A 25,903-nucleotide genomic window follows, 5' to 3' on the forward strand; every position below is an offset into this window, starting at 1 on the left:
CCGTTACAGCAGTTCGTTGTCGTCGAGGAAGCTCTGTGCCACGTCCTCGATGGTCTCGCGCTCGACGTCGACCCGGGCGTTGAGGGTGGCCATGGTCTCGTCGTCGAGCAGCGCGGACAGCGCATTCATCTGCTCGGCGAGGTCCGGGTTGGCCTCGAGGGTTTCCTCGCGCACCACCGGCGTCAGGGCGTAGGCCGGGAAGAAGGCCTGGTCGTCCTCGAGGACCTGGAAATCGAAGGCCGGGATGCGGCCGTCGGTGGCGAACACCAGGCCCACGTCGACCTGACCGTCGCGCAGCGCCTGGTAGACCAGGCCGGAGTCCATGCGCTTGACCTCACCGCGGCCGACGCGGAAGTCGTAGGCCTGCTGGAGCGGGCGCCAGCCGTCCTCGCGAGCGTAGAACTCGGCGTTCATGGCGAAGGTCAGGTCCTCGCCGTCGTTGACCGCCTGGGCCAGCTCGGACAGCGACTCGATGCCGGTCTCCTCGACGCTCTCCTGGCGCATGGCCAGGGCGTAGGTGTTGTTGGCCGCCGAGGGTGCCAGCCACACCAGGCCCTTCTCGCCGTCGAGCTCCTTGACCCGTTCATAGGTCTCCTCGGGCGACAGCGACTCGGTGACGTCGTTGTAGTTGATCAGCGAGGTGCCGGTGTATTCCCAGTAGAGGTCGATCTGGCCGTTCTCCTGGGCCTGGCGCAGCACGGCGGAGCCCATGCCGGCACGGGTCTCGACGTCGTAGCCGAGCCCGCTCAGGTACTGGGACGTCATGCTGGCGAGTATCTGCTGCTCGGTGAAGTTCTTGCCACCGACCACGATCTCTTCGGCCTGGGCGGTAGTCATGGCGCCGGCCAGTGCCAGGCCGGAAAGCGTCATCATCAAGCGTTTCATGGTGATCTCCTTGTGGTTGCCGCGTAGCCGCTCATCGGCGGCCGGATCGAAAGGACTCTTGCTCAGCTGCGGGAGGGGTTGACCCCTCGGGGTACCACCAGGAAGGCGGTGGTCGCCACGATGGCATCGACCACGATCGCCAGCAGGGCGGTAGGGATGGCGCCGGACAGCATCATCACCGGGTCGTAGAGGTCGATGCCGGTGAAGATCAGCTCGCCCAGCCCGCCGGCGCCGATCAGGAAGGCCAGCGGCACGGTGCCCACGTTGATGGTCAGCGCCGTGCGGATGCCGGCGAAGATCACGTAGAGGGCGTTGGGCATCTCGACGCGAAGCAGGCGCTGGGCCGGCGACATGCCGATGCCCGAGGCGGCCTCCTTCAGCGCCGGGTTGACGCCCTTGAGGCCGGCGTAGGTGTTGCGGGTGATCGGCAGCAGCGTGGCCACGAACAGCCCGAACACCGCCGGTACGGTGCCGATGCCGAGGAAACTCATCGACAGCGCCAGCACCGCCAGCGTCGGGATGGTGGTGCCGACGTTGAGCACCTGCATGGCCGATTCGGCGACGCGCGCCATGCTGGGTCGCGACAGCACCACGCCCAGCGGAATGGCCACCAGGATGGCCAGGCCCCCGGAAATGAGGGTCAGCCACAGGTGCTGCACGGCCAGAAACTGCACGTCGGGCAGATAGAAGATGAAGTCGTCGATGACCCCGCTGGACTGGCTCCACACGCCGAGAAAGAAGATGGCGATGAGCAGCGCAATGCGCAGGGCCCCCTTCAGGCTCCGGATCGGCATCGGCTTACTCCTTGGTGGCCGGTTCGGCGGTCGCGGCGGGTTCCGTGGGGCGGAACCGCGAGCCCAGGTGGTGGGTCATGGCGCGCTGGGTGATCTGGCCGCACACGCGGCCGGCCTCGTCCACGCAGGGCAGCCAGGTGATGTCGTTGGAGAACATCAGCGAGGCGACCTTGCGCAGGTCGTCGTCCAGCGACACCGTGGCCGGCACGTTCTGGAAATGGTCGCGGCAGTAGCCCTTGGTGGTGCGCGCCTGGGAGCGGCTGATCAGCCCCACCGGCTGGCGGCGATCGTTCACCACCAGGATGGCGTTCTGATAGCCGAAGTCGTCGATCCGGGCCAGGGCGGTCTCCAGGGTGTCGCTGGGCGACACGGTGCCGATCTCGTCGGACACCACGTCGCGCACCTTCACCAGGTTGAGACGCTTGAGCGCCCGGTCCTCGCCGAGGAAGGACTCCACGAACTCGTCCTTGGGATTGGCCAGCAGCTCGTCCGGGGTGGAGTACTGCTCCAGGCGGCCGGCGCGGAAGATGGCGACGCGGTCGCCCATCTTGATCGCCTCGTCGATGTCGTGGCTGACGAACATGATGGTCTTGTTGAGTTCCTGCTGCATCTTGAGGAACTCGTCCTGGATCACCGCGCGGTTGATCGGGTCGATGGCGCCGAAGGGCTCGTCCATCAGCATCACCGGGGGATCGGCCGCCAGCGCCCGGGCCACGCCGATGCGCTGCTGCTGGCCGCCGGACAGCTCGTTGGGATAGCGCTTGAGGAAGGCGTCCGGGTCCAGCGCGATCATGTCCATCAGCTCCCGGGCGCGTTCCCGGTACTTGGCCTTGTCCCAGCCCAGCAGCTTGGGCACCACCGTGATGTTGTCCTCGATGGTCATGTTGGGGAACAGGCCGATCTGCTGGATCACGTAGCCGATGTTGCGACGCAGCTCCTGGGTGTCCAGGCCGGTGGTGTCCTCGCCGTTGATGAACACCTTGCCCGATGTGGGGCGCACGATGCGGTTGATCATCTTCAGGGTGGTGGTCTTGCCGCAGCCGGAGGGGCCGAGCAGGATGCAGATCTCGCCGGCCGGCACCTCCATGTTGATGTGGTCGGCGGCGGTGACCGCGCCCTTGGGGGTGTCGAAGACCTTGGTCAGGTTGTCGAGTCGAATCATGCAGGGGAATCCTTGTGTGATGAGCCGGAGTCGCGCGGGACGGGATCAGGCCGTCTCGGCGGCGCGCTCCATCCCGAGGGGCGTCAGGCGTTTCTGCAGCGCCAGCAGGCCGTAGTCGACGATGATGGCCAGCAGGCTGACCGCCACCGCGCCGACGATCAGCTGGCGCGGGTCGGACTGCGAGATGCCGCGGCTGATGAAGGTGCCGAGCCCGCCGGCGCCGATGTAGGCGGCGATCGCCATCACGCCGATGTTGAGCACCACGGCGGTCCTGACGCCGGCCATGATCACCGGCACCGCCAGCGGGATCTCGACCATGCGCAGGCGCTGGTTCTGGCTCATGCCGATGCCGCGGGCCGCCTCGCGCAGCGCCGGATCCACGTTGTGGATGGCGGTGTAGGTGTTGCGGATGATCGGCAGCTGCGAGTAGAGCAGCACGGCGATGACCGCCGGCAGATAGCCGATGCCCTGGCCGATCAGCGACAGCACCGGGATCATGATCCCGAACAGCGCGATGGACGGCACCGTGACGATGATGGACGCCGCATACAGCACCGCCTTGGCCAGGCGTTCGTTCTTGGTGATGGCGATGCCGATGGGCACCCCGGTGAGGGTGGCGATGCCGACGGCGACCCCGACCAGCGCGATGTGCTCGAGGGTTCTCGAGAGCAGCAGGTCGAGGTTGTCGATGGCGTATTGAATGAGTTCCAAGTCCCTATCTCCTGGTCGTTCCCATGCCGATACAGCATAGCGCTCGAGGCGCGTTGACGGCGTGGGTGGCGCCTCCGGCGGTGGCAGGGCCGCGATGGAAGGCCGTGAAGCGGTGACTCAGCTTAGCAAAGCTCCATATCTATTTGTTTTTCCATGGATGACGATGCGCAATGGGATAAATTGCGGGGGCTGATGCATGCGCTGGGCCGCGGGTTCGGGGCATAGTGCCTACCAATGAGAACGATTGTTGTTTTTGATGTGAACGGTGTCGAACGTGTCGCCAACGGCGTGTTCGGCGGCGCAATACGGCACGGCGAGGGTTCACATCGTCGACATACAGGACTAAAATGGTCCGCAATCGATCACCAGGGGGTGTTCCCGGGGAGGCCTGTCTTGCTGAAGCTGTCCAGACTGACCGACTACGCGGCGGTGGTGATGGCGCAGATCGCCCGTCACCCCGAGCAGCCACACGCGGCGGCGGAGCTCGCCGAGGCGGTGCAGGTGCCGCACCCGACGGTCAGCAAGACCCTGAAGATGCTGGTGCGCGCCGGGCTGCTGGAGTCCCGCCGTGGCGCCCAGGGCGGCTATTCTCTGGCGCGTCCCGCGTCGCAGATCACCGCCGGCGACATCATCGCGGCGATCGAGGGGCCGGTGGCGATGACCGAATGCAGCCAGGCCGAGGGCGACTGCGAACTGGTGGACACCTGCGGGGTGTCCGACAACTGGCAGCGGGTGTCGCTGGCGATGCAGACACTGCTCCACAGCGTGACCCTGGCCCACCTGGCCGACACCACCCCGATCAAGCTGCCGGTGCAGCTGCCCATACAAGGCGTGAGTCTGGCCGCCGAGGCCTGATCACCCGCGGATTCACCACCCGAGGCGAGCCCGGCTCGCCGACCCAACCAGCCCGGGAGGGGAGACATCATGGCAAGTCAGGAAATGGAACAGCTTGTCCGTCGCGAATACAAAGAAGGTTTCGTGACCGACATCGAGAGCGATACGGTACCGCCGGGTCTGGACGAGAACACCATCGCCTTCATCTCCAAGAAGAAGGGCGAGCCGGAATGGATGCTGGAGTGGCGCCTCCAGGCCTACCACCAGTGGCTGAAGATGACGCCGCCCTCCTGGGCGCATCTGAACTACCCGCCGATCGACTACCAGGCGATCTCCTACTACAGCGCCCCCAAGCGCGACGAGGACAAGCCCCAGAGCCTCGACGAGGTCGACCCCAAGCTGCTCGAGACCTACGAGAAGCTGGGCATTCCGCTGCACGAGCGGGCGGCGCTGGCCGGCGTGGCGGTGGACGCGGTCTTCGACTCCGTCTCCGTGACCACCACCTTCAAGGAGAAGCTGCACGAGGCGGGCGTGATCTTCTGCTCGATCTCCGAGGCGATCCGCGACTACCCGGAGCTGGTCAAGCAGTACCTCGGCAGCGTGGTGCCCCAGGGCGACAACTACTTCACGGCGCTGAACTCCGCGGTGTTCACCGACGGTTCCTTCGTGTTCGTGCCGGAAGGCGTGACCTGCCCCATGGAGCTGTCCACCTACTTCCGCATCAACGCCGCCAACACCGGCCAGTTCGAGCGCACCCTGATCGTCTGCGAGAGCCGTGCCCAGGTCTCCTACCTGGAAGGCTGCACCGCACCCCAGCGCGACGAGAACCAGCTGCACGCGGCGGTGGTCGAGCTGGTGGCGCTGGAAGACGCCTCCATCAAGTACTCCACGGTGCAGAACTGGTATCCGGGTGACGAGGACGGCAAGGGCGGCATCTACAACTTCGTCACCAAGCGCGGCGACTGCCGCGGCGACCGTTCCCACATCAGCTGGACCCAGGTCGAGACCGGCTCCGCCATCACCTGGAAGTACCCCTCCTGCGTGCTGCGCGGCAAGGACAGCGTCGGCGAGTTCTACTCGGTGGCGGTGACCAACGGCCGCCAGCAGGCCGATACCGGCACCAAGATGATTCACATCGGCGAGGGCTCGCGCTCGACCATCGTCTCCAAGGGCATCTCCGCCGGTCGCTCCGAGCAGTCCTATCGCGGGCTGGTCAAGGTGGGGCCGCGGGCCAAGGGCGCGCGCAACTATACCCAGTGCGACTCGCTGCTGATCGGCGACACCTGCGGGGCCCATACCTTCCCCTATCAGGAGATCGGCAACAGCACGGCCACCGTGGAGCACGAGGCGACCACCTCCAAGATCGGCGAGGACCAGCTGTTCTACTGCCAGAGCCGCGGCATCTCCGAGGAAGACGCGGTGAACATGATCGTCAACGGCTTCTGCAAGGACGTCTTCCAGGAGCTGCCGATGGAGTTCGCCGTCGAAGCCGAGGCGCTGCTCAACGTCACCCTCGAAGGGGCGGTCGGATAAGGCCGCTGTCCGCGGGCCTGGCGAGATGAGCGCCGGGGACAAGGCGGAGCGAGGGTTTTTGCCATGGATGGCAAAAGTAGCGCCCAGGGATGGGTTAACAGCGCCTCGCGGAGGCTTGTCGCCGGGACAGCTCATCGCTTAGGCCGGCTGCCAGGCGCTAGATACGCCGGACACGAATCAACTTATGCGAGCCGCCGCGGCGGCCCAAAGATCGAAAGGTAGTCAAGATGCTCGAAGTCAAGGATCTGCACGTCACGGTCGAGGGTTCCGAGATCCTCAAGGGCCTCAACCTGACCATCGGCGCCGGTGAAGTCCACGCCATCATGGGCCCCAACGGCGCCGGCAAGTCCACGCTGTCCGCGGTGATCGCCGGCAAGGACGGCTACGAGGTCACCGCCGGCTCGATCACCTACGAGGGCCAGGACGTCCTCGAGATGGAGATCGAGGAACGCGCCCGCGTCGGTCTGCTGCTGGGCTTCCAGTACCCGGTCGAGATCCCCGGGGTGAAGAACATCTACCTGCTCAAGGCCGCGCTCAACGCCAAGCGCGAGGCCGAGGGCCTGGGCGAGATTCCGGCGCCCGAGTTCATGAAGCTGATCAAGGAGAAGATCGCCTTCATGAAGATGGACGCCAGCTTCCTGCAGCGCGCCGTCAACGAGGGCTTCTCCGGCGGCGAGAAGAAGCGCAACGAGATCCTGCAGATGCTGGTGCTGCAGCCGAAGCTCGCCATGCTCGACGAGATCGACTCCGGCCTCGACATCGACGCCCTGAAGGTCGTCGCCGAGGGTGTCAACTCGCTGCGCGCCGAGGATCGCAGCATCCTGCTGGTGACCCACTATCAGCGCCTGCTCGACTACATCGTGCCGGATCGGGTGCACGTGCTGGTCGACGGCCGCATCGTCAAGAGCGGTGATGCCGAGCTGGCGCGCGAACTCGAGGACCGCGGCTACGACTGGCTGCTGGAGGGCTCCGCGGCATGAATGACGACGTGCAACGCTTCCTCGATCGCCTGAGCGAGCGCAGCGCCCAGCGCGGCGACGAGCCGACCTGGATCGCCGCCCGGCGCCAGGCCGGCGCCGCCCGCTTCGAGGCGATGGGCTTCCCGCATCGTCGCGTCGAGGCGTGGAAGTACACCGACGTGCGCGACATCGCCCGCACTGACTTCGCGCTGACCGACGACGCCGAGTTCTCGCCGGCCGCGGCGGCGGCGCTGACTCTGCCGCTGGACGCGCATCGCCTGACCTTCGTCGACGGCGTCTTCGCCTCGGCGCTGTCGGACCTCGGCAACCTGCCGGCCGGCGTGCAGGTGCTGCCGCTGTCCCAGGCCCTGGAAGAGAACCACGAGGCCGTGGGCGGCCCGCTCGGCCGGCTCACCGGCGTCGACTTCTCGGCCTTCGCCGCGCTCAACACCGCCTTCTTCGAGGAGGGCGCCCTGGTCCGCCTGGCGCCGCGCACCGTGGTCGACAAGCCCATCGTGCTGCAGTTCCTGTCCCGGGCCGGCGAGCAGCCGGTGATGAGCCATCCGCGCATCCTGGTCGAGGCCGGCGGTCGCAGCGAGGCGACCCTGATCGAGCACCATGCCGGTGAAGAGGGCGCGGCCAACTTCACCAACCTGGTGGAGGAGATCATCCTCGACCGCGGCGCCATCCTGACCCACTACAAGCTGCAGGAAGCGCCGCTCAAGGACCGTCACATCGCCAGCATCCAGGTGGAGCAGGGGCGCGACAGCCGCTATACCTCGTTCAACCTGAACCTGGGCGGTGGCCTGGTGCGCAACGACTTCATCAACGACCTCAACGGCGAGGGCGCCGAGGCGACGCTGCACGGCCTGTTCTACGGCCAGGGTCGCCAGCACGTGGACAACCACACCGAGGTCAACCACAACGCGCCGCACACCCGTTCCAGCGAGAACTACAAGGGCATCCTCGATGATCGCGCCCATGGCGTGTTCAACGGCCGGGTGGTGGTCAAGCGCGACAGCCAGAAGATCGAGTCCGAGCAGAGCAACGCCAACCTGCTGCTCTCCGACCGCGCCGAGGTCGACACCAAGCCCGAGCTCGAGATCTATGCCGACGACGTCAAGTGCGCCCACGGTGCCACCACCGGCCAGCTCGACGAGGAAGCGGTCTACGCCCTGCGCGCCCGCGGCATCGACGAGCAGACCGCACGCGGCCTGCTGACGCTGGCCTTCGCCGGTGAGGTGATGGAGCTGGTCGACCTCGACGCCGTGGCCGAGCGGGTCGAGCTCACGGTGGCCGGCAAGCTGCCGGAACGCTTCAACCTGGCCGGGCTGGTGGAAGCCGCCGCGGCGCTCAACGAGGACTGATCCATGGTCGACTTCAGCGATCTGCTGCTCGACGTGGCGCGGGTCCGTCGCGACTTCCCGATCCTCGATCGGGAGGTCCACGGCAAGCCGCTGGTCTATCTCGACAACGCGGCCACCAGCCAGACGCCGCGTCAGGTGATCGAGGTCTTCGACGAGTACTACGGGCGCTACAACGCCAACATCCACCGTGGCCTGCACACCCTGGCCGACGAAGCCACCGCGGCCTACGAGGGCACCCGGGACACCGTGCGTGCCTTCCTCGGCGCCGCCGAGAGCCGCGAGATCGTCTTCACCCGCGGCACCACCGAGGCGATCAACCTGGTGGCGGGGAGCTGGGGCCGCGCCAACCTGGGCGAAGGCGACGAGGTGCTGATCTCGCGCCTGGAGCACCACTCCAACATCGTGCCCTGGCAGATGCTGGCCGCCGAGAAGGGCTTTACCCTCAAGGTGATTCCGGTCGACGAGCGCGGCGTGCTCGACCAGGCCGCCTACCGCGATCTGATCTCCGAGCGCACTCGGCTGGTGGCGGTCAATCACGTCTCCAACGCGCTGGGCACCGTCAATCCGGTGGCCGACATGGCCAGGGTGGCCCACGAGCATGGCGCGCTGATTCTGGTCGACGGCGCTCAGGGCGCGCCGCACCAGAAGGTCGACGTGCAGGCGCTCGGCGTCGACTTCTATGCCTTCTCCGGCCACAAGGTCTATGGCCCCACCGGCGCCGGCGTGCTCTACGGCCGCGCCGAACTGCTCGAGGCCATGCCGCCCTGGCAGGGTGGCGGCGAGATGATCGCCACCGTGTCCTTCGAGGCGCCCACCACCTTCGCCGGCATTCCTCACAAGTTCGAGGCCGGCACCCCGGCCATCGCCGAGGTGATCGCCCTGGGCCGCGCGATTCAGTGGGTCGAGGAGATCGGCCTGCCGCTGATCGGCGCCTGGGAGTCGCGGTTGCTCGAGCACGCCACGCGCAGCGTGTCGCGCATCGACGGCCTGCGCATCCTCGGCACCGCGCCCGAGAAGGCCGGCGTGCTGTCGTTCGTGGTCGAGGGCGCCCATTCCCAGGACATCGGCCTTTTGATCGACCAGCTCGGCGTGGCGATCCGCACCGGACACCACTGTGCCCAGCCGCTGCTGTCCTCGTTCGGTGTCGATGCCACCTGCCGCGCCTCCTTCGCCGCCTACAACACCCCCGAGGAGGTCGACGTCTTCGTCGACGGCCTAGAGCGGGTCGTGGGCATGCTGCGCTGAGCGCCGCTCCCGGGTCACGACCGCGGCGGGCCTCCTGAAGGCTCGCCGCGGTCGCTGTGAATGAAGCTCCAAGGAGTCCTATGAGCGAGATCGACGATCCCCTGGCGAGCCTGCACAAGGGCCAGGTCCTGCCCCTGCAGCGCGACGTCGAGGTCATCTCCATTCCCTTCGGCAAGACCATCACGCTGCCCGAGGACAGCGAGGTCAGCGTGATGCAGGCCAAGGGCAACTCGGTCAGCGTGGGCCACGAGGGGCGGCTCTACCTGATCGAGGGCAGCAACCTCGACGCCCTGGGACTCGAGGCCGTGCCGCGCCCGACCCTGCCCGAGGACGCCTCCGAGGAAGCGATCGAGCAGTTCGTCTGGGATCAGCTGCGGACCTGCTTCGACCCCGAGATCCCGGTCGACATCGTCGAACTCGGGCTGGTCTACGGCTGTCGTATCGAGCGTCTGATCACCGGCGAGCGTATCGTCACCATCCGCATGACCCTGACCGCGCCGGGCTGCGGCATGGGTGACGTCATCGCCGCCGATGCGCGCCACAAGATCCTCGGCGCCCCGCAGATCAGCCAGGTGCACACCGAGATCGTCTTCGACCCGCCCTGGAGTCGTGAGATGATGAGTGACGAGGCCAAGCTCGAGCTCGGCATGTTTTAACCGGTAAGGCGGATGCCCATCTCATTGTGGAAAGGTGTCAGGGGACTGCTGATGTCGCTGGGGGGGCTCGCACTCCTGGCGATTCTGCTTTTCGTGGGCGCCAACCTGTGGGTGCTGGCCGAGACCCGCGGGCGCATCGACCACGGACTTCAGCAGTGCGGCCCCGAGCGGGTGGGCATCGTCTTCGGCACCTCCCACTGGACGCGCAGCGGCCAGCGCAATCCGCATTTCGAGGGGCGCATGCAGGCGGCGGCGCGGCTGTACCGCGGTGAGCGGGTGCAGCACCTGCTGCTGTCCGGGGACAACAGCACCCGTTACTACAACGAGCCGGTGACCATGTGGCGTGACCTGCGCGGTCGCGCCGTGCCCGACGCGGCCATGACGCTGGACTACGCCGGCTTCAGCACCTTCGATACCCTGTCCCGGGCGCGCGGCGTCTTCGGCGTGACGCGAGCGCTGCTGGTCACCCAGTCGTGGCACCTGCCGCGGGCCCTGTTCATCGCCGAGGCGCTGGGCATCGAGGCGCGCGGCTGCGCGGCGCCGGAGCGACCGTCGGAGGGCGTGCTGTGGCTGAAGGCGCGGGAGTGGGCCGCACGAGTGGCGACCCTGGGCGATCTCTACGTATGGGGGCGTGAGCCCCATTTCCTGGGGCCCGAGGAGCCGCTGCAGATCGTGCCGCGAGCGGCGCTCAGCGCCGCTGATGCTTCTTCTGCTGCCGATACAGCTCGCGAATCAGCGAGCGACAGTGCTTCCAGCACTCCTCGATGACCGACTCGATGGCGTCAGGAAGCGGGTGGGTGTACAGGGTCGACAGCGCCTGCATCAGCACCCGCTCCTGTTCCAGCAGCTCGTTGATCAGCACCTGGCTGTCGTCGCCGACGAAGCTCTTCAGGCGGCTCCACAGCCACATGTAATCGTCGCGCTCGACGTCGGCATCGCGGGGGAGGAGGGCGAGGTGCCGGCGGGCCAGTTCCTGCAACTCGCGCATCAACGCTTTCCGGGTATCGAAATAGGGCTGCAGGACGTCGCGCAGGCTGGGCCGCAGGCGCTCATGGTTGTCCTGGAAATAGTCGATGCTGTCGGCCAGCGCCTCGAGGACGCTGTCCATCGCCACCTGGCGATTATCGAGAAACATGGGCGGTCACCTCCTCCGGTGACGCAGATTGTGGGGGTGTCGTCGGCCTTTTGCCACCCCCAGCGGTCAAATATTTCGGCGTCTTGGCTTAGCCTTTCGGCTTGGGCGGCGCCTTGCGTCTCGGGGTCGAGCTCTTCTCCAGGTGCTCGATGATCAACCCGGCGATGTCCTTGCCCGTGGCGGTCTCGATGCCCTGCAGGCCGGGCGACGAATTGACTTCCATGATCACCGGGCCGTGGTTCGAGCGCAGCAGGTCGACCCCGGCCACGCGCAGGCCCATGGCCTTGGCGGCGCGAATCGCCGTGGAGCGCTCCTCCGGGGTGATGCGGATCACGCTGGCGCTGCCGCCGCGATGCAGGTTGGAGCGGAACTCGCCCTCGGCGGCCTGGCGCTTCATCGCCGCCACCACCTTGTCGCCGATCACCAGGCAACGGATGTCGGCCCCCTTGGCCTCCTTGATGTACTCCTGGACCATGATGTTGGCCTTCATGCCCATGAAGGCCTGGATCACCGACTCCGCGGCCTGGTTGGTCTCGGCCAGCACCACGCCGATGCCTTGGGTGCCTTCCAGCAGCTTGATGACCAGCGGTGCGCCGCGGACCATGGTGATCAGGTCGGGAATGTCGTCCGGGGAGTGGGCGAAGCCGGTCACCGGCAGGCCGATGCCCTTGCGCGAGAGCAGCTGCAACGAGCGCAGCTTGTCCCGCGAGCGGGTGATCGAGACGCTGTCGTTGAGCACCGGGATATTCATCATCTCGAACTGGCGCAGCACGGCGCAGCCGTAGAAGGTGATCGAGGCCCCGATACGCGGGATCACGGCATCGAAGGGTTCGAGCTGTTCGCCCTTGTAGTGGATCGAGGGCTGGTGGGAGGCGATGCTCATGTAGCAGCGCAGGGTGTCCACCACCCGGGTGGTATGGCCTCGCTGCTCGGCGGCCTCGATCAGCCGGCGAGTGGAATAGAGCCTGCGGTTGCGGGACAGCAGCGCGATATGCATAGGGCCTCCGATGCCAGGAGATGGCGGGGATCAGGGTTCGCCGTGCAGGAAGCCGGCGCCCGGGGCCACCAGCAGCCGCCGCAGGGCGCGACGCCCGAGCAGCATGGGATGGCGCATCTGGCGACGGTCGGCGAGGGTCAGCTCGACGGGGAACTCCAGTTCGCCGAGCTGCATCGGCGTGCGGATCACGTAACGCCACTCGGCCTGGCCGTTGGAGCTGGTGACCTGGCGCCGGTCGTACAGGTGCAGGCAGTGCACGTGGGCCGGGCTCGTCGGCCCGCCGCCACGGGTGGTGAAGCTGACCCACAGGTGGCCGTCTTCCTCGAAGGATTCGATGTCCTCGGCGTGCAGCGACGAGGTGCGCGCGCCGGTGTCGGCCTTGGCGCACAGCGTCAGGCCGAGTTCCGGCAGGGTCACCATCTCGCGGCGGCCGATGACCGCCTTGGCCTGATAGGGCAGCTCCTTCATGGCATCCTTCCTCATGATGTCATCCGCGGGACAGATCGCCCAGGCGTCGTCCGATGGCGGAGTCCGCGTCGGCCTCACGCAGCGTCATCAGCACCGGCAGCCGCAGGCGCGGAATCAGCGCCAGGTCGCGTGCCACGGCGGCGAAGTCCGCGCGCGGCGTGTCCGCCAGCCGGGTCAGGAAGCGCGGCAGTCGCTCGCCGTCTTCCAGGTGACGCCAGCCGCGTCCGGCGATGGCCGCCAGCAGGTCCGGGCCACAGGCCTCGGGATCGTCGAGCAGGGCATCGAGCCAGGCGCCGGCGACCTCGCGTTCGGCGCCGGACACGGCGCGCACGCAGGCGCAGAAGGTCTCGATGTCGCCGGACTCGGCGGCCGTTTCGCCCCGGACGCGCAGCGCCTCGGCCAGCGGCCGGGGAGCGTCCACATGCTCCAGACAGTAGCACAGCGAGGCCAGCACTTCGCCAGGCAGGGTCGGCAGACGCGCCGCCAGGCGCTGGGCCTGGGCGTCGTCCATGCGCACGGCGACGTCGGCCAGGCCCTGCAGGCCCAGGGCTCGCCAGTCCAGCGCCTGCTGGCCTTCCAGGTAGGCCTCGGCGGGTTCCATGTGCTGGCTGGCCGGCCGGTCCATGTCGCGGCTTGCCCGGGCGTGCAGCACGGCCTGGAAGGGCAGGGGGGGCGTGAAGGCCAGCGGATTGTCCTTCATCAGGTTGTCGATCGCCTCGCCGTCCTCGCGGCCGAGGCCCTGGACGTTGCGACCCAGGGTCTCCAGCAGGCGCTGCAGGAAGGCGTCGCGAGGCGCCGGGTCGAGCCGGCCCTGTTCGTCCAGCGGCAGTGCCAGGAACCAGATCAGCGGGTCTTCCATCTCGCCGAGACGAAATACCATCGCCAGCCGGGCCTTGCCCTGCCAGGGTTGCGGCCAGGGCCGCTCGTCCCGCTCCAGCGCCGTCAGCGTCTCCAGCCCGCAGGGTTCGACGCCGCGCCCCATGTGATAGAGCCAGGTCTCGGCCCCGGTGCGCGCGAAGAAATCGTGAAAGCTGTCGATCGGCTGCATGCGGTTTCCCTCTGTGACGAGCGTGCACTCTACCGTGGTGCCCCGACGCTGTCAGCCCGTGGCGGCGGGCGATGATGAGCAGGCTGATCAAATCCTGAACGATCATGCTTCGCGCCCACCGTATCGGCCTCGGCGACGGCTTTCCAGTGGTTATCCACAGGAACATTCAGCGCTGCTGTGAATGAATGATCCGCTTGGCCGCTATGGCGCCCATAATGGGCCACTATTGGTCCATGACCGAGATTTCCACTATGGTCTGTGCGAAAATGAAATATTAAACAGTCGTTTTTATTCCAAAAACAGAATCCAAACGGAGGAACATCATGCTTCGTCGCTTCACTCTGACGTTTCTCGCCGCCGGCGCCATCGCCTTCTCCGGCGGCGCCTTCGCCCAGGACACGACGCTCCGGGTCGGCATGTCGGGCGGTTATTTCCCCTTCACCTTCGTCGAGCAGGACACCCTCAAGGGCTTCGAGGTCGATGTCATGAATGCGGTGGGCGAGGCGATGGGCGCCGAGGTGACGTTCGTGACCGCCAATTTCTCCGGCCTGTTCGGCATGCTGGAGTCCGGTCGCATCGATACTATCGCCAACCAGATCACCATCACCGAGGAGCGCGAGGCGAAGTATGTCTTCACCGCGCCCTACGTCTATGACGGCGCCCAGGTGGTGGTCAAGGAGGGCAATGACGCGATCGACGGCGTCGAGGACCTGCGTGGCAAGCGCGTGGCGGTGAACCTCGGCTCCAACTACGAGCAGCTGCTGCGCGAGCTGCCCTACGCCGACGACATCGATATCCGCACCTACGAGAGCAACATCGAGCAGGACACCGCACTGGGCCGCGTCGACGCCTTCGTCATGGACCGCGTCAGTGCCAGCCAGGTGATCAAGGAGAAACCGCTGCCGCTGCAGCTGGCCGGCCAGCCGTTCTCCGAGATCCACAACGCCCTGCCGTTCCGCGACACCGAGCAGGGACGTGCCCTGCGCGACGAGGTCGACGCGGCGCTCGAGGCCCTGCGCGAGGACGGCACCCTGGCCGATATCTCCGAGCGCTGGTTCGGCAACGACATCACGCGGCCCTGAGGCGCAGCACCCGACATGAGCGTGCTCGATTTCGACTACATGCTGGGGCTCGCGCCCATTCTGCTCGGCTATCTGCCGCTGACCCTGGCGATGGCCGCGGCGGGGATGGTGCTGGCCCTGGCTCTGGCCTGCGGACTGGCGGTGATACGGGTGTTGAAGCTTCCGGGGCTGAACGGCATCACCCTGCTGTTCATCTCCTTCTTCCGCGGTACCCCGCTGCTGGTGCAGCTGTTCCTGTTCTACTATGGCCTGCCCCAGGTGCTGGCTTTCCTGACCCAGATCGATGGCATCACCGCCACCATCATGGGGCTGACGCTGCACTTCTCGGCCTACATGGCGGAATCGATCCGCGCCGCCATCGTCGGCGTGGACCGCAGCCAGACCGAGGCGGCGCTGTCCATCGGCATGACCAACGGCCAGCTGATGCGGCGGATCGTGCTGCCCCAGGCCACCCGGGTGGCCGTGCCGACGCTGATGAACTATTTCATCGACATGATCAAGGCCACCTCCCTGGCATTCACTCTCGGCGTCACCGAGCTGATGGGGGCCACTCAGAAGGAGGCGGCGGGCAGCTTCCTCTATTTCGAGGCCTTCATCACCGTGGCGGTGATCTACTGGGCCATCGTCGAGCTGCTGGCCTGGTGCCAGCGGCGCCTGGAACGCCGACTCAACGAGGCCTATCGCCGATGATCAAGGTCAACCAACTCGTCAAGCGCTTCGGCAACAGCATAGTGCTGGACGGCATCGATCTGGAGATCGAGCGGGGCGAGATCATCGTGGTGATCGGCCCGTCGGGCACCGGCAAGTCGACCCTGCTGCGCTGCCTCAACTTCCTGGAGCGGCCCGACGCCGGCCGGCTGACCCTGGGCGACCTGGAGGTCGACGTGACCCGGGCCAGCCGCGCCGACATCCTGGCCGCGCGTCGGCACACCGCCTTCGTGTTCCAGAACTACGCGCTGTTCGCCAACAAGACGGCGCTGGAGAACATCGCCGAGGGCCTGATCGTGGTCAATCGCTGGCCCAAGGCGAAGGCCCATGCCCGGGCTCGGGAGATCCTCGAGCGCATCGGCCTGGCCGACAAGGCGGACGCCTATCCGGCCTCGCTGTCCGGCGGCCAGCAGCAGCGGGTCGGCATCGGCCGCGCCATGGCCGCCCAGGCCGAGGTGATCCTGTTCGACGAGCCGACCTCGTCGCTGGACCCGGAGTGGGTCGACGAGGTGCTGGCGCTGATGAAGCAGCTGGCCGCCGAGCGTCAGACCATGCTGGTGGTGACCCACGAGATGGCCTTCGCCCGGGACGTCGCCGATCGGGTGGTGTTCATGGAGGGCGGGCGCATCGTCGAGCAGGGCCCGCCCTCGCGGCTGTTCCAGGCGCCCGAGGACCCGCGAACCCGGGACTTCCTGCGCAAGGTGCTGCCCGCCGCGCAGGCGTGACGGGGGGTGGCCCGCATCGTGCAGGCGCGGGATAATGGTCCCCTAGTCAGATCAGAGGTATTTCCCCATGACCGTTCATCAGGAACTCGAGCAGGCATTGCGCGAACTCGAGTCCACCATGAAGGCGTCCGACCTGTGGCGCATGGAGCAGCCCGCGCCGGAGGCCTTCAACAGCTCCCAGCCGTTCTGCATCGACACCATGTCGCTGCCCCAGTGGCTGCGTTTCGTGTTCATCGCCCGGCTCGAGGCGCTGGTCGAGGCGCGCGCACCGATGCCGGCGAGCTGCGACGTGGCCCCCGCCGTGGACGCCTACCTGATCCAGGAAGGGGCGAAGGCCAGCCAGCGGGTGCTGATGGGCAAGGTGGTGGAGCGGATCGACCAGCTGGTCACCGAGAACTGAGTCGCCCATGCCCTATTATTTCGCCTACGGCAGCAACATGAACGCCGCCCGGATCGAGGCGCGGATCGGCACGACCCGGCGTGCCCTGCCCGGGGTGCTGCGCGACCATGCCCTGCGTTTCGACAAGGCCTCGCGAGTGGCCGGCATCAGCCACGCCAACGTGGTGCCCGCCGACGGTGAGCGGGTCGAGGGAGCGCTGTTCGAGCTGCTCGCCCCGGAGCAGATCGAGTGCATGGACCCCTTCGAGGGCTACCCCCACGACTACGATCGGCTGCGCCTGCCCATCCACACGGGGCAAGGCCCCATCGAGGCCTGGGTCTATGTGGCCGCGCCGGGTACCACCGGCGAGGCGCTGCGGCCGGCGCGGGAGTATCTCGACCACCTCCTGGCCGGGAAGCCCTTCCTGAGTGCCTACTATCACGCCCGCCTGGCCGATGTGGAAGCCATCCACGGCCTCGACGACGAGACGCTCAAGGCGCTGGGGCTGTCGCGCCATACCGCCCGCTAGCGGCGCCGACACTCGTCACGCTGCTCGCACGCCAAAAGGCCCGCCGTTCGGCGGGCCTTTTGCATGGCATGTCGACGCGGCTCAGAAGCGGAAGCTGATGCCGCCCATCACCACCAGCGGGTCGATCTCGACGTTGCCGATGTCGGTGCCGCCGAGCTCGGCATCGGTGTCGATGTCGAGATACCAGGCGGCGGCGTTGAGGGCCCAGTGTTCGTCGATCAGGAGGTCGACGCCGAGCTGGGCGGCCGCGCCCCAGGAGTCTTCCAGCTCCAGATCGCCGCCGTCGATGTGCTCGTCGGAGAAATGCGTGTAGTTGACGCCGACGCCGGCATAGGGCTGCACGCGCGCCTGGGTGCCACCCAGCGGATAGTACTGCAGGGTCAGCGTCGGCGGCAGGTGCTTGGTGGAGGCGAGGTTGGCGCCGTTGAGCTGAATGTCGTGCTCGAAGGGCTCGGCGGCCAGCAGCTCCATGCCCAGTTTGTCGGTGAAGCGATAGCCCAGGGTGAAGGCGAAGCCGTTGTCGTCCTGAACGTCGACCTCATAGGTGCCGCTGGCGAGATCGCCGTTATCGCTCTTGGGCGCGACCTTGGCCACGCCGACGCGGGTGTAGATATCGCCGGCGCCGTAGGCGAGCACCTGGCTGCTGGCGGCGAGGCCGGTGGCGACGATCAGGGTGGAAATCAGGGTGCGGCGCATGAGGCTGGCTCCTCGGTGAAGGTAAGCGAGGGCTCCAGTCTACGGGGTGCGCCGCGGCGCCGATTTGACTCAAGGCAAAATGGTTCGCGGCTTGAATTGATGCACGTCAAAACAGGACGCCGGGCACGGGGCCCGGCGTCTTGGTGGTCATGGCGTGGCGCGGATCAGAAGCGGTAGGTGAAGCCGCCGCCGACGGTGACCGGGTCGACGTCGATGTCGCCGGCATCCTGGCCGTTGATCTCGATGTCGGGGCTGACATCGGCGTAGTTGGCGAAGGCGCCGACCAGCAGGTGGTCGGTCAGGGCGAAGTCCACGCCAAGCTGGGCGGCGGCGCCGTAGGAGTCATCGACATCCAGGCCGGCAACCGTCACGTCGTTGAAGTCGGTGTAGTTGAGGCCCGCACCAGCGTAGGGCTGGATGCGCGATCCGGTGCCGCCCAGCGGGTAGTAGTTGAGCATCAGGTTGATCGGGCGGCGGTCCACGGAGCCGACGTTGGTGCCGCCGATGGCCACATCGTGCTCGATGTCCTGAGTGCCGTTGAGCTCGACGCCGAACTTGTCGTGGAACTGATAGCCCAGGCCGTAGGAGAAGCCGCGCTCGTCGGAGACGTCGATATCGTCGCCGTTGAGGGAGCCGATGTCGTCGTTGACTTCGGACTTGGCGATGCCGCCGCGCACGTAGATGTCGCCGGCCTGGTAGGCCATGGCGGACTGGGCGCCGACGAGGCCGGCGGCGGCAATGGCGGTGGCGGTGATCAGACGGGTCATCTTCATGGGGAAACCTCCCTGGTTCGTCCTGGATGCCGACGCCGACCGATTCGGCGTCATCGCATGGAATGTGGTCAGTATAAAAACACTGTTTCTAAATGTCTTGTAGGATTTTTCTATCAAACCCCTGGCGGTTTTCTCCTGCTTTAACGAAAGCGCCTGCCGACAGGGACTTATGATGTACAGGAGGCGTATAGCTTTCACATTTCCTGCACGGATTCGCCGATCTCGAGGTTTTCGGCTTCACTGGATCGGTGAGACAGGCGACGGCGAGAGGGAATGGCCATGCGCTTCGAGACGCGGTTTCCCGCCAGGCTGGGGGCGGGCGACAGGCCGCTGGTCGCGCTGCTGACGGCGGCGGGGCTGTCGGTATGGTTGCTGTATCAACCCGCGCTGGTGCAGGGGCTCGACTGGCCCTGGCGGGCAGTGCTGGTGCTGCTGGGCATCTGGGCGCTGGGTGGCGCCTTTGCGCGGCCGGTGGCCATGTCGGTCGGTGGGCTGTGGCGATTCTCCGGCACGACCTGGAGCCGGGCGGCCCTGCCGCTGTTCGCCCTGGCGCTGTTGGGCAGGGGGCTGATGGGGTGATCTCGCCGCCCCGGGGACGTGACGACGGGATGACGAAACGAAAGAAGCCGCCCGCAGGCGGCTTCTTGCTTGCTCTCTCGTCCGGATGCCGCGATCAGGCGGCTTCCTCGAGGCTGTCGAACTCGGCGGTGATGTCGTCGGTCGGCGCCTCAGTCACCAGGCTCACCACCACGATGGCGATGTAGGCGAAGATCACGCCGGGCACGATCTCGTAGAGATCGAAGATGCCGCCGGAGATCTGGGCCCAGGCTACCACGGTGACGCCGCCGACGACGATGCCGGCCAGCGCGCCCCAGGTGTTCATGCGGCGCCAGAACAGCGACATGATCAGCGCTGGGCCGAAGGCCGCACCGAAGCCTGCCCAGGCGTAGGACACCAGTCCCAGCACCGTGGAGTCGGGGTTCAGCGCCAGCAGGTAGGCGATGACGGCGATACCGATGACCGCGAAGCGGCCCACCCACACCAGTTCGCCCTGGGTGGCATCCTTGCGGAAGATGGCCTTGTAGAAGTCATCGGTCAGCGCCGAGGACGACACCAGCAGCTGGGAGTCGGCGGTGGACATCACCGCGGCCAGGATGGCGGCCAGCAGCACGCCGGCGATCACCGGGTGGAAGATGGCGTTGACCATGACCATGAAGATGGTCTCGCCGTCGCCCAGGTCACGCGCCATGTAGACGGTCCCGAGCAGGCCCACGGCCATGGCACCGAGCAGGCCCAGGGCGCTCCAGCTCACCGCGATGCGGCGTGCGGTGGGGATGTCCTTCTCGCTGCGGATGGCGGCGAAGCGGGCCAGGATGTGCGGCTGGCCGAAATAGCCGAGGCCCCAGGCCAGCGAGCTGACGATGCCCATCACCGACAGCGCCTCGCCGGTGGACGCGTCGGTGAACCACTTCAGCATGTCCGGGTTGGCCGCCAGGATTTCCTGGGCGCTGCCGCCCAGGCCCCCCATCTCGGTCAGCGCCACGACCGGCACGATCAGCAGCGCCGCGGCCATCATCAGGCCCTGGATCAGGTCGGTCCAGGACACCGCCAGGAAGCCCCCGAAGAAGGTGTAGGAGATGATCGCCAGGGTGCCGATGGTCAACGCCAGGGTGTAGTCGAAGCCGAACACCGTGTCGAACAGCTTGGCCCCTGCCACCAGGCCGGAGCTGGTGTAGAACATGAAGAACAGCAGGATGAACACCGCCGAGATCACCCGCAGCAGCTGGCTGTTATCCCGGAAGCGCTTGGCCAGGAAGTCCGGGATCGTCAGGGCGTCATCGGCCCGGAAGCTGTAGACGCGCAGCCGACGTGCCACCAGCAGCCAGTTGAGCCAGGTGCCGGCCAGCAGGCCGACGGCGATCCAGCCCGCGGACAGGCCGCTGGCGTAGGCCGCGCCGGGCAGGCCCAGCAGCAGCCAGCCGGACATGTCCGAGGCCCCGGCGGAGATCGCCGAGGTCCAGGGGCCCAGCGAGCGCCCGCCGAGGATGTAATCGGAGAGGTTGCTGGTGCGCTTGTAGGCGATGATCCCGATGCCGAGCATCACGATCAGGTACAGCGCGAATGTAAAGCCTATGGTGGCGTTGTTTTCGACCATGAGGGACTTCCTTCAGTTTGTTGTCGTTACCGACGAGCGGGGATCACTCGTCTCCCAGCGCAAGCAGTGACGCATTGCCGCCGAGTGCGGCGGTATTGATCGTCACCGTCTTTTCCGTGGCGAACCGCAGAAGATAGTGGGGCCCACCCGCCTTGGGGCCCGTTCCGGAGAAGCCCTGGCCGCCGAACGGCTGGACCCCGACGACGGCCCCGATGATATTGCGGTTGACGTATACGTTGCCAACGCGAATTTTCTGCGCGATCTCCTCGGCGAAGGATTCGTTGCGGCTGTGCACGCCGAACGTCAGGCCATAGCCGCGCCCGTTGATCGATTCGATCACCCGGTCGAGGTCCTGGGCCTTGTAGCGCACGATGTGCAGTACCGGGCCGAACTGCTCGCGCTCCAGGGCGTCGATGCCGTCGATCTGGAAGGCGCTGGGGGCAATGAAGGTGCCCTCGGCGGTATGCGCCGGGTCGAGCCGGGTCTCGGCCAGCAGCCGACCCTCGCCCTTGAGCCGGTCGATGTGCGCCTGCAGGCCCCGGCGGGCGTCCTCGTCGATCACCGGGCCCACGTCGGTGCCCAGGTCGCGCGGGTCGCCCACGTGAAGCTCGGCCATGGCGCCTTCGAGGATTTGGATCACGCGGTCGGCCACGTCGTCCTGGAGGTAGAGCACGCGCAGCGCCGAGCAGCGCTGGCCGGCGCTCTGGAAGGCCGAATGGATGACGTCGGCCACGACCTGCTCGGGCAGGGCGGTGGAATCGACGATCATGGCGTTCATGCCGCCGGTTTCGGCCACCAGGGTCGGCAGCGCGGCGTTCTCGCGGTTGGCCAGGGCGCGGTTGATGACCTGGGCGGTGTCGGTGCCGCCGGTGAACACCACGCCGGTGACGCGCGGGTCGCTGGTCAGCACGCTGCCGACGGTGGGACCGTCGCCGGGCAGCAGCTGCACCACGTCGCGGGGCATGCCGGCCTCGCGCAGCAGCTCGACGACGCGATGGGCGACGATCGAGGTCTGCTCGGCGGGCTTGGCCAGCACGGTGTTGCCGGCCACGGCGGTGGCGACCATCTGGCCGCAGAAGATCGCCACCGGGAAGTTCCAGGGGCTGATCGCCGCGAACACGCCCTTGCCGCCCATCATCAGCTCGTTGGACTCGCCGGTCGGCCCCGGCAGGCGGGTCGGTTCGGCGAACAGCTCCTCGGCGCGCACGGCGTAGTAGCGGCAGAAGTCCACCGCCTCGCGGATCTCGTCGACGCCGTCGGTGAGCAGCTTGCCGCCCTCGCGGGAACACAGCGCCATCAGCTCCGCCATGTTCGCCTCCATCAGGTCGGCGAAGCGACGCAGGATGTCGGCGCGCTCGCCCACCGGCGTCGCCTCCCAGCGCGGGAAGGCCGCCCAGGCGGCGTCCAGGGCCTGCTCGGCCTGTGTCTTGGTGGTCCACAGCACCGTGCCGACGCGCTGGCGGCGGTCGTAGGGCGCGGTCACCTCGTGGGTCTGCGCCGGGTCGCTGGCCACGTCGAAGGCCAGCAGCGGGCGCGCCTCGTACACGGTGTCCATGTGCGTCGCCATGGCATCCATCAGCGGCTGGTACTGGCTGCGGATGTTGAGGTTTGCCCCCTTCGAGTTGGGGCGACCGGGCCCGTAGAGATCGCGGGGCAGCGGAATCTGCGGGTTGGCCAGGCTATCGTACTGGCGCAGGGTCTCCGCCGGGTGCACGCACAGCGATTCCACCGGCACCTTGGGATCGACCAGCTGGTGGACGAACGACGAGTTGGCGCCGTTCTCGAGCAGCCGGCGCACCAGGTAGGGCAGCAGGTCCTTGTGGGCGCCCGTGGGGGCGTAGATGCGGCAGTAGGTGCCCTGGGGCGCGCGCTTGAGGGCCGCATCGTAGAGCGCCTCGCCCATGCCGTGCAGACGCTGGAACTCGAAGGCGCGGTCGGCGGCGTTGGCCTGCTCGAGGATGCTGGTGATGGTATGAGCGTTGTGGGTGGCGAACTGCGGGAAGATCCGGCCGCGGGTGGCGTCGGAAAGCAGGAAGCGCGAGCACACCAGATAGGCCACGTCGGTGGCGGACTTGCGGGTGTAGACCGGGTAGCCGTTCACGCCCAGCTGCTGGGATTCCTTGATCTCGCTGTCCCAGTAGGCGCCCTTGACCAGGCGCAACGGGATCTCGTCGCCCTGGTGCTCGGCCATGCGATTGAGGTAGTGCAGCACCGGCAGGGCGCGCTTGGAGTAGGCCTGGACCACCAGCCCGAACTTGCCCCAGCCACGGCAGGTCTCGCTTTCGTAGACGGCGCGGAACACCTCCAGCGACAGCTCCAGGCGGTCGACCTCCTCGGCGTCGATGGTCACGGCCACGTCGCGCTCGCGGGCCATCTGGGCCAGTTCGCGCACGCTGCCGACCAGCTCGCGCAGCACCTGCTCGCGGCGGCCGAACTCGTAGCGCGGATGCAGCGCCGAGAGCTTGATCGAGATCGACGGCGTGGGCGTCTTGGCGGACAGCGTACGGCTGGTCTTGCCGACCCGCTCGATGGCGCGGGCGTAGTCGTCGAAGTAGCGCTTGGCGTCACGGCGGGTGCGGGCGGCCTCGCCGAGCATGTCGTAGGAGTAGGTGTAACCCTTGTCGAACAGCGGCTTGGAGCGCTTGAGCGCCTCGTCGATATCGCGGCCGAGGACGAACTGCTTGCCCATGACCTTCATGGCCTCGACCATGGCGCGCCGGATCACCGGCTCGCTCATGCGGTTGACCATCTTGTTGATGAAGCCGGACGGACGGCCTTCCTGGGGCTTGTCCAGGGTCACCACGCGGCCGGTCATCAGCAGGCCCCAGGTGGAGGCGTTGACCATCCAGGATTCGCTCTTGCCCAGGTGCGCCTTCCAGTCGGCGGGGCCGAGCTTGTCCTCGATCAGGGCGTCGGCGGTGGCCTTGTCGGGGATGCGCAGCATGGCCTCGGCCAGGCACATCAGCATCAGGCCCTCGTGGGTATCCAGGCTGTACTGCTGGAGCAGCTCGTCGATGGTATCGACGGCGGTATCCATCTCGCGGATCTCGCGTACCAGCTCGGCGGTCTTCTCGGCGGTGCGGGCGAAGTCCTGGTGGCCCGCGCCGAGGGCCTGGATCAGCTCCTCGACGAAGTCGTTCTCGTCGACCACGTAGTGTTCGCTGATGCGGGCGAAGAGGGTGTCGAGATCCTGACGCCAGGTGGCGTCTTCCAGCATGTTGTTGGCGTTGAGCATGTCGTTCCCCGATGGAAGCCGATCGTCACAGGGTCGTGTGTCCGCCGCCGCGTCAGGGGGAGCGCCGACGGATGCACGGTATCCTGCAAGCGTAGGGCGCCAGAGAGGGCTCTGCTTGTCGATTCCGTTGGGGGATTTGACGAATTCGCGGATGTTGCCGTCGGGTGACAGCTTTTTTACGACCTTGGTCTAAGGCATCGGTGCGTTGCTGGCGAGTCGCCTGGCGCCCGGGCGTCGCAGCTGGCTGGGGGGGTGGCCGTAGTCGCGGCGAAAGGCGCGGGAGAGGGCGCTCTGGTTGGTGAATCCGGTGAGCGCGGCGATCTCGGAGAGCGGCAGATGGCTCTCGTGGATCAGGCGTCGGGCCGTCTCCAGGCGCCGACGCATCACGTAGCGCCACGGCGAGAGGCCGGTCTGGGCGCGGAAGCGTGCCGTGAAGTGGGCTTCGCTGAGGCAGGCCTGGGCCGCCAGGTCGGCGACCCGGAGCTGGCCGCTCAGGTGCTGGTCGATGTAGCGGTCCAGGGCCGAGAGATCCAGGGGGCGCCCCGTCGACGAGGCGTCGCCGGACAGCCGGGCATGCAGCGAGCCGAGCAGGGTGGCAGCCAGGCGGTCCTGCTGCAGGTCGCTCAGGGCGCCTTGACTGGCCAGCAGGCGCAGCTCCTGGAGCACGAACTCGAGATAGCGGGCCAGCGATGCATCCAGGTCGAAGAAGCGCGGGGCGTCGAACAGCCGGGCCAGTTCATGGTGATGGCCGGTCAGCGACAGCGCGTCCTGCGGCAAGTCGAGGACCAGCTGATGGTTGTCGCCGGTACCGGCGTAGTAATGCATGTGATTGGCCGGGACGATGCAGCCCGAGAGCGCCGAGATCGAGCCGCCGAGGCCCTCGATCTCGAACTCCGCCTGACCATTGAGCCCGATCACGATCTGGTGGAAGTCGTGGGCATGATGGTGGATGGCGGTATCGAGAGGAAACTGGCGGATCGCGCTGGTCATCGTCGCCCTCCGGCGCGGCGGTCACGGGATGAGGCCCAGTGTACCGAATTCGTCGCCAGGCCTCATTCCCGCTCTTCGCCGTGGCGCAGGGCCGTGCGCGCGGCGAGGTGATCGCGCAGGGCGCTGAGGTCGGCGTGTCCTTCGTCGTCCAGCAGCGGCTTGCCGCGGGCCACCCGGCCATGGCGGCCGTGCTCGTCCATCAGCCGCTGGGCGCGGCGCCGCACGCCCTCCAGATAATCGTCGTGGCGAATCGGATAGCCGACCACCGCGTTCCATTCGGTCTCGCTGACCCGGCTTTCGAGGGCCTGATCGAACAGCTCGAGCAGGTGTTCGGGCTCGGTGCGATAGCGGGGCGTGCGCGCGGTCATCAGAATGGCGATCATGCCGCCGATGATCAGCAGGCAGACGGCCAGAACGGTCAGGAAGAGGGCCATGGCGGGACCTGGCGGTTCGGCTCGCGGGCGCGAGTCAGGATGTGAGAGGCCTGTGGAGCGGGTGAAGGGAATCGAACCCTCGTCTTAAGCTTGGGAAGCTTCTGCTCTACCATTGAGCTACACCCGCGAGGCGATTTCCATACTATCGCCAATGGCTTAACGCTGACAACCCCGGTCGTCAGCGGGCACCGGATAGGGAGCGTGGAATTTTTTCGTCGCCGTCTGAACTTTTCCTGCCAAGACTGTCAGAACAGGTGCAGACAACAGTAGCGATGGCAGTCGCTAGCACTGTTGATCTAGCTTGCGATTCGATCCTTGACCGCCTCATCACCGATGAGGCGGTTTTTTTATGTCCGCAAACGACGACACCCGGCGGCGCCGGGTGTCGGAAGCGAGGAGCGGT

General features: G+C 67.1%; 27 protein-coding genes and 1 tRNA gene. 13 read left to right on the top strand and 15 right to left on the bottom strand.

The genetic code is table 11. The annotated features are described in order from the left end of the window. Nucleotides 1-3 precede the first annotated feature (3 nt). The 4 genes from UN84_RS04590 to UN84_RS04605 all read right to left on the bottom strand — a co-directional run bounded on the left by UN84_RS04590 (nucleotide 4) and on the right by UN84_RS04605 (nucleotide 3,552). Complete coding sequence (locus tag UN84_RS04590; protein WP_046079891.1) at nucleotides 4-885, bottom strand: glycine betaine ABC transporter substrate-binding protein; 882 nt, start codon at nucleotides 883-885, stop codon at nucleotides 4-6. A 62-nt stretch (nucleotides 886-947) separates the two neighbouring features. Further along, nucleotides 948-1,679 (bottom strand): ABC transporter permease, encoded by a 732-nt coding sequence (locus UN84_RS04595; RefSeq protein ID WP_046079890.1) that lies wholly within the window; start codon nucleotides 1,677-1,679, stop codon nucleotides 948-950. 4 nt (nucleotides 1,680-1,683) lie between these two features. Then, the gene (locus UN84_RS04600; protein ID WP_046079889.1) at nucleotides 1,684-2,841 is read right to left on the bottom strand and encodes an ABC transporter ATP-binding protein; all 1,158 of its coding nucleotides are present in this window, start codon (nucleotides 2,839-2,841) and stop codon (nucleotides 1,684-1,686) included. Nucleotides 2,842-2,886: 45 nt separating this feature from the next. Continuing rightward, a complete protein-coding gene (locus tag UN84_RS04605) occupies nucleotides 2,887-3,552 on the bottom strand; it encodes an ABC transporter permease (protein ID WP_035595369.1) in 666 nt (221 codons plus the stop codon). Nucleotides 3,553-3,945: 393 nt separating this feature from the next. Here UN84_RS04605 and UN84_RS04610 point away from each other — a divergent pair, with 393 nt between their 5' ends. From UN84_RS04610 to UN84_RS04640, 7 genes are all read left to right on the top strand, one after another. Continuing rightward, entirely contained in the window at nucleotides 3,946-4,407 is a 462-nt protein-coding gene (locus UN84_RS04610; RefSeq protein WP_035595372.1) for an SUF system Fe-S cluster assembly regulator, read from the top strand. A gap of 69 nt (nucleotides 4,408-4,476) precedes the next feature. After that, nucleotides 4,477-5,919, top strand: a complete 1,443-nt coding sequence (gene sufB, locus UN84_RS04615; RefSeq protein WP_035595374.1) for a Fe-S cluster assembly protein SufB — start codon at nucleotides 4,477-4,479, stop codon at nucleotides 5,917-5,919. 227 nt (nucleotides 5,920-6,146) lie between these two features. Further along, nucleotides 6,147-6,899, top strand: a complete 753-nt coding sequence (gene sufC / locus UN84_RS04620; RefSeq protein WP_046079888.1) for a Fe-S cluster assembly ATPase SufC — start codon at nucleotides 6,147-6,149, stop codon at nucleotides 6,897-6,899. Further along, entirely contained in the window at nucleotides 6,896-8,245 is a 1,350-nt protein-coding gene (sufD, locus tag UN84_RS04625) for a Fe-S cluster assembly protein SufD (RefSeq protein ID WP_046079887.1), read from the top strand. The genes sufC and sufD overlap by 4 nt, the downstream gene beginning before the upstream one ends. A gap of 3 nt (nucleotides 8,246-8,248) precedes the next feature. Continuing rightward, entirely contained in the window at nucleotides 8,249-9,490 is a 1,242-nt protein-coding gene (locus UN84_RS04630; RefSeq protein ID WP_046079886.1) for a cysteine desulfurase, read from the top strand. Between the two features lie 80 nt (nucleotides 9,491-9,570). Next, nucleotides 9,571-10,146 carry a putative Fe-S cluster assembly protein SufT gene (gene sufT / locus UN84_RS04635; RefSeq protein WP_173834957.1) on the top strand — a complete coding sequence of 192 codons (576 nt, stop codon included), beginning with the start codon at nucleotides 9,571-9,573 and terminating at the stop codon, nucleotides 10,144-10,146. Nucleotides 10,147-10,158: 12 nt separating this feature from the next. Then, complete coding sequence (locus UN84_RS04640; RefSeq protein WP_046079885.1) at nucleotides 10,159-10,914, top strand: SanA/YdcF family protein; 756 nt, start codon at nucleotides 10,159-10,161, stop codon at nucleotides 10,912-10,914. On the opposite strand, the gene UN84_RS04645 is transcribed toward UN84_RS04640, so the two are convergent. The 4 genes from UN84_RS04645 to UN84_RS04660 form a co-directional block, all read right to left on the bottom strand. Then, the gene (locus UN84_RS04645) at nucleotides 10,835-11,281 is read right to left on the bottom strand and encodes a hypothetical protein (RefSeq protein ID WP_046079884.1); all 447 of its coding nucleotides are present in this window, start codon (nucleotides 11,279-11,281) and stop codon (nucleotides 10,835-10,837) included. The two genes, UN84_RS04640 and UN84_RS04645, sit on opposite strands and share 80 nt — an antisense overlap. Before the next feature lie 88 nt (nucleotides 11,282-11,369). After that, nucleotides 11,370-12,278 carry a 30S ribosomal protein S6--L-glutamate ligase gene (gene rimK, locus UN84_RS04650; protein ID WP_035595390.1) on the bottom strand — a complete coding sequence of 303 codons (909 nt, stop codon included), beginning with the start codon at nucleotides 12,276-12,278 and terminating at the stop codon, nucleotides 11,370-11,372. A gap of 30 nt (nucleotides 12,279-12,308) precedes the next feature. Continuing rightward, nucleotides 12,309-12,746, bottom strand: coding sequence for an ATP-dependent zinc protease family protein (locus tag UN84_RS04655; protein ID WP_035595393.1), 438 nt, complete (start codon nucleotides 12,744-12,746; stop codon nucleotides 12,309-12,311). A 19-nt stretch (nucleotides 12,747-12,765) separates the two neighbouring features. Further along, complete coding sequence (locus UN84_RS04660) at nucleotides 12,766-13,794, bottom strand: DUF3549 family protein (protein ID WP_046079883.1); 1,029 nt, start codon at nucleotides 13,792-13,794, stop codon at nucleotides 12,766-12,768. 323 nt (nucleotides 13,795-14,117) lie between these two features. Between UN84_RS04660 and UN84_RS04665 the strand changes: the two genes are divergently transcribed. The 5 genes from UN84_RS04665 to UN84_RS04685 all read left to right on the top strand — a co-directional run bounded on the left by UN84_RS04665 (nucleotide 14,118) and on the right by UN84_RS04685 (nucleotide 17,217). Beyond that, entirely contained in the window at nucleotides 14,118-14,876 is a 759-nt protein-coding gene (locus UN84_RS04665) for an amino acid ABC transporter substrate-binding protein (RefSeq protein ID WP_046079882.1), read from the top strand. Between the two features lie 15 nt (nucleotides 14,877-14,891). Continuing rightward, nucleotides 14,892-15,566: an amino acid ABC transporter permease gene (locus UN84_RS04670; protein ID WP_016853886.1), complete on the top strand. Its 675-nt coding sequence runs from the start codon at nucleotides 14,892-14,894 to the stop codon at nucleotides 15,564-15,566. Further along, a complete protein-coding gene (locus UN84_RS04675) occupies nucleotides 15,563-16,309 on the top strand; it encodes an amino acid ABC transporter ATP-binding protein (RefSeq protein ID WP_046079881.1) in 747 nt (248 codons plus the stop codon). Before UN84_RS04670 ends, UN84_RS04675 begins: the two co-directional genes overlap by 4 nt. A gap of 67 nt (nucleotides 16,310-16,376) precedes the next feature. Continuing rightward, nucleotides 16,377-16,709, top strand: coding sequence for a YqcC family protein (locus UN84_RS04680; protein WP_046079880.1), 333 nt, complete (start codon nucleotides 16,377-16,379; stop codon nucleotides 16,707-16,709). 7 nt (nucleotides 16,710-16,716) lie between these two features. Continuing rightward, nucleotides 16,717-17,217: a gamma-glutamylcyclotransferase family protein gene (locus tag UN84_RS04685; RefSeq protein WP_046079879.1), complete on the top strand. Its 501-nt coding sequence runs from the start codon at nucleotides 16,717-16,719 to the stop codon at nucleotides 17,215-17,217. Nucleotides 17,218-17,298: 81 nt separating this feature from the next. On the opposite strand, the gene UN84_RS04690 is transcribed toward UN84_RS04685, so the two are convergent. Together UN84_RS04690 and UN84_RS04695 are read right to left on the bottom strand one after the other, a co-directional pair. Beyond that, nucleotides 17,299-17,913 (bottom strand): OmpW/AlkL family protein, encoded by a 615-nt coding sequence (locus UN84_RS04690; RefSeq protein WP_046079878.1) that lies wholly within the window; start codon nucleotides 17,911-17,913, stop codon nucleotides 17,299-17,301. A gap of 164 nt (nucleotides 17,914-18,077) precedes the next feature. Beyond that, a complete protein-coding gene (locus UN84_RS04695; RefSeq protein WP_052719383.1) occupies nucleotides 18,078-18,686 on the bottom strand; it encodes an OmpW/AlkL family protein in 609 nt (202 codons plus the stop codon). A gap of 273 nt (nucleotides 18,687-18,959) precedes the next feature. Between UN84_RS04695 and UN84_RS04700 the strand changes: the two genes are divergently transcribed. Then, nucleotides 18,960-19,265, top strand: a complete 306-nt coding sequence (locus UN84_RS04700; protein ID WP_152662875.1) for a hypothetical protein — start codon at nucleotides 18,960-18,962, stop codon at nucleotides 19,263-19,265. A 94-nt stretch (nucleotides 19,266-19,359) separates the two neighbouring features. Here the strand turns inward: UN84_RS04700 and putP are convergent, their stop codons facing one another. From putP to UN84_RS04725, 5 genes are all read right to left on the bottom strand, one after another. Further along, nucleotides 19,360-20,841, bottom strand: a complete 1,482-nt coding sequence (gene putP, locus UN84_RS04705; RefSeq protein WP_046079876.1) for a sodium/proline symporter PutP — start codon at nucleotides 20,839-20,841, stop codon at nucleotides 19,360-19,362. 43 nt (nucleotides 20,842-20,884) lie between these two features. After that, nucleotides 20,885-24,076, bottom strand: a complete 3,192-nt coding sequence (gene putA, locus UN84_RS04710) for a bifunctional proline dehydrogenase/L-glutamate gamma-semialdehyde dehydrogenase PutA (protein WP_046079875.1) — start codon at nucleotides 24,074-24,076, stop codon at nucleotides 20,885-20,887. Between the two features lie 189 nt (nucleotides 24,077-24,265). Beyond that, nucleotides 24,266-25,066, bottom strand: a complete 801-nt coding sequence (locus UN84_RS04715) for a helix-turn-helix domain-containing protein (RefSeq protein WP_035595414.1) — start codon at nucleotides 25,064-25,066, stop codon at nucleotides 24,266-24,268. A gap of 62 nt (nucleotides 25,067-25,128) precedes the next feature. Then, nucleotides 25,129-25,500 carry a hypothetical protein gene (locus tag UN84_RS04720; protein WP_046079874.1) on the bottom strand — a complete coding sequence of 124 codons (372 nt, stop codon included), beginning with the start codon at nucleotides 25,498-25,500 and terminating at the stop codon, nucleotides 25,129-25,131. 53 nt (nucleotides 25,501-25,553) lie between these two features. Beyond that, a tRNA-Gly gene (locus UN84_RS04725) sits at nucleotides 25,554-25,627 on the bottom strand. Between the last annotated feature and the right edge of the window lie 276 nt (nucleotides 25,628-25,903).

The sequence above is a fragment of the Halomonas sp. HG01 genome, assembly GCF_000968715.2.
GTDB lineage: Bacteria > Pseudomonadota > Gammaproteobacteria > Pseudomonadales > Halomonadaceae > Halomonas > Halomonas halophila.

Excerpts from the sequence above, each read along its gene's own strand:
- sufB (WP_035595374.1), top strand. The coding sequence starts at position 4,477 with ATGGCAAGTCAGGAAATGGAACAGCTTGTCCGTCGCGAATACAAAGAA.
- UN84_RS04660 (WP_046079883.1), bottom strand. The coding sequence starts at position 13,794 with ATGCAGCCGATCGACAGCTTTCACGATTTCTTCGCGCGCACCGGGGCC.
- UN84_RS04715 (WP_035595414.1), bottom strand. The coding sequence starts at position 25,066 with ATGACCAGCGCGATCCGCCAGTTTCCTCTCGATACCGCCATCCACCAT.
- UN84_RS04595 (WP_046079890.1), bottom strand. The coding sequence starts at position 1,679 with ATGCCGATCCGGAGCCTGAAGGGGGCCCTGCGCATTGCGCTGCTCATC.
- UN84_RS04720 (WP_046079874.1), bottom strand. The coding sequence starts at position 25,500 with ATGGCCCTCTTCCTGACCGTTCTGGCCGTCTGCCTGCTGATCATCGGC.
- UN84_RS04695 (WP_052719383.1), bottom strand. The coding sequence starts at position 18,686 with ATGAAGATGACCCGTCTGATCACCGCCACCGCCATTGCCGCCGCCGGC.
- UN84_RS04700 (WP_152662875.1), top strand. The coding sequence starts at position 18,960 with ATGGCCATGCGCTTCGAGACGCGGTTTCCCGCCAGGCTGGGGGCGGGC.
- UN84_RS04690 (WP_046079878.1), bottom strand. The coding sequence starts at position 17,913 with ATGCGCCGCACCCTGATTTCCACCCTGATCGTCGCCACCGGCCTCGCC.
- UN84_RS04665 (WP_046079882.1), top strand. The coding sequence starts at position 14,118 with ATGCTTCGTCGCTTCACTCTGACGTTTCTCGCCGCCGGCGCCATCGCC.
- rimK (WP_035595390.1), bottom strand. The coding sequence starts at position 12,278 with ATGCATATCGCGCTGCTGTCCCGCAACCGCAGGCTCTATTCCACTCGC.
- UN84_RS04600 (WP_046079889.1), bottom strand. The coding sequence starts at position 2,841 with ATGATTCGACTCGACAACCTGACCAAGGTCTTCGACACCCCCAAGGGC.
- UN84_RS04680 (WP_046079880.1), top strand. The coding sequence starts at position 16,377 with ATGACCGTTCATCAGGAACTCGAGCAGGCATTGCGCGAACTCGAGTCC.
- UN84_RS04630 (WP_046079886.1), top strand. The coding sequence starts at position 8,249 with ATGGTCGACTTCAGCGATCTGCTGCTCGACGTGGCGCGGGTCCGTCGC.
- UN84_RS04640 (WP_046079885.1), top strand. The coding sequence starts at position 10,159 with ATGCCCATCTCATTGTGGAAAGGTGTCAGGGGACTGCTGATGTCGCTG.
- UN84_RS04675 (WP_046079881.1), top strand. The coding sequence starts at position 15,563 with ATGATCAAGGTCAACCAACTCGTCAAGCGCTTCGGCAACAGCATAGTG.
- putP (WP_046079876.1), bottom strand. The coding sequence starts at position 20,841 with ATGGTCGAAAACAACGCCACCATAGGCTTTACATTCGCGCTGTACCTG.
- UN84_RS04670 (WP_016853886.1), top strand. The coding sequence starts at position 14,892 with ATGAGCGTGCTCGATTTCGACTACATGCTGGGGCTCGCGCCCATTCTG.
- UN84_RS04590 (WP_046079891.1), bottom strand. The coding sequence starts at position 885 with ATGAAACGCTTGATGATGACGCTTTCCGGCCTGGCACTGGCCGGCGCC.
- UN84_RS04655 (WP_035595393.1), bottom strand. The coding sequence starts at position 12,746 with ATGAAGGAGCTGCCCTATCAGGCCAAGGCGGTCATCGGCCGCCGCGAG.
- UN84_RS04685 (WP_046079879.1), top strand. The coding sequence starts at position 16,717 with ATGCCCTATTATTTCGCCTACGGCAGCAACATGAACGCCGCCCGGATC.
- sufT (WP_173834957.1), top strand. The coding sequence starts at position 9,571 with ATGAGCGAGATCGACGATCCCCTGGCGAGCCTGCACAAGGGCCAGGTC.
- sufD (WP_046079887.1), top strand. The coding sequence starts at position 6,896 with ATGAATGACGACGTGCAACGCTTCCTCGATCGCCTGAGCGAGCGCAGC.
- putA (WP_046079875.1), bottom strand. The coding sequence starts at position 24,076 with ATGCTCAACGCCAACAACATGCTGGAAGACGCCACCTGGCGTCAGGAT.
- sufC (WP_046079888.1), top strand. The coding sequence starts at position 6,147 with ATGCTCGAAGTCAAGGATCTGCACGTCACGGTCGAGGGTTCCGAGATC.
- UN84_RS04645 (WP_046079884.1), bottom strand. The coding sequence starts at position 11,281 with ATGTTTCTCGATAATCGCCAGGTGGCGATGGACAGCGTCCTCGAGGCG.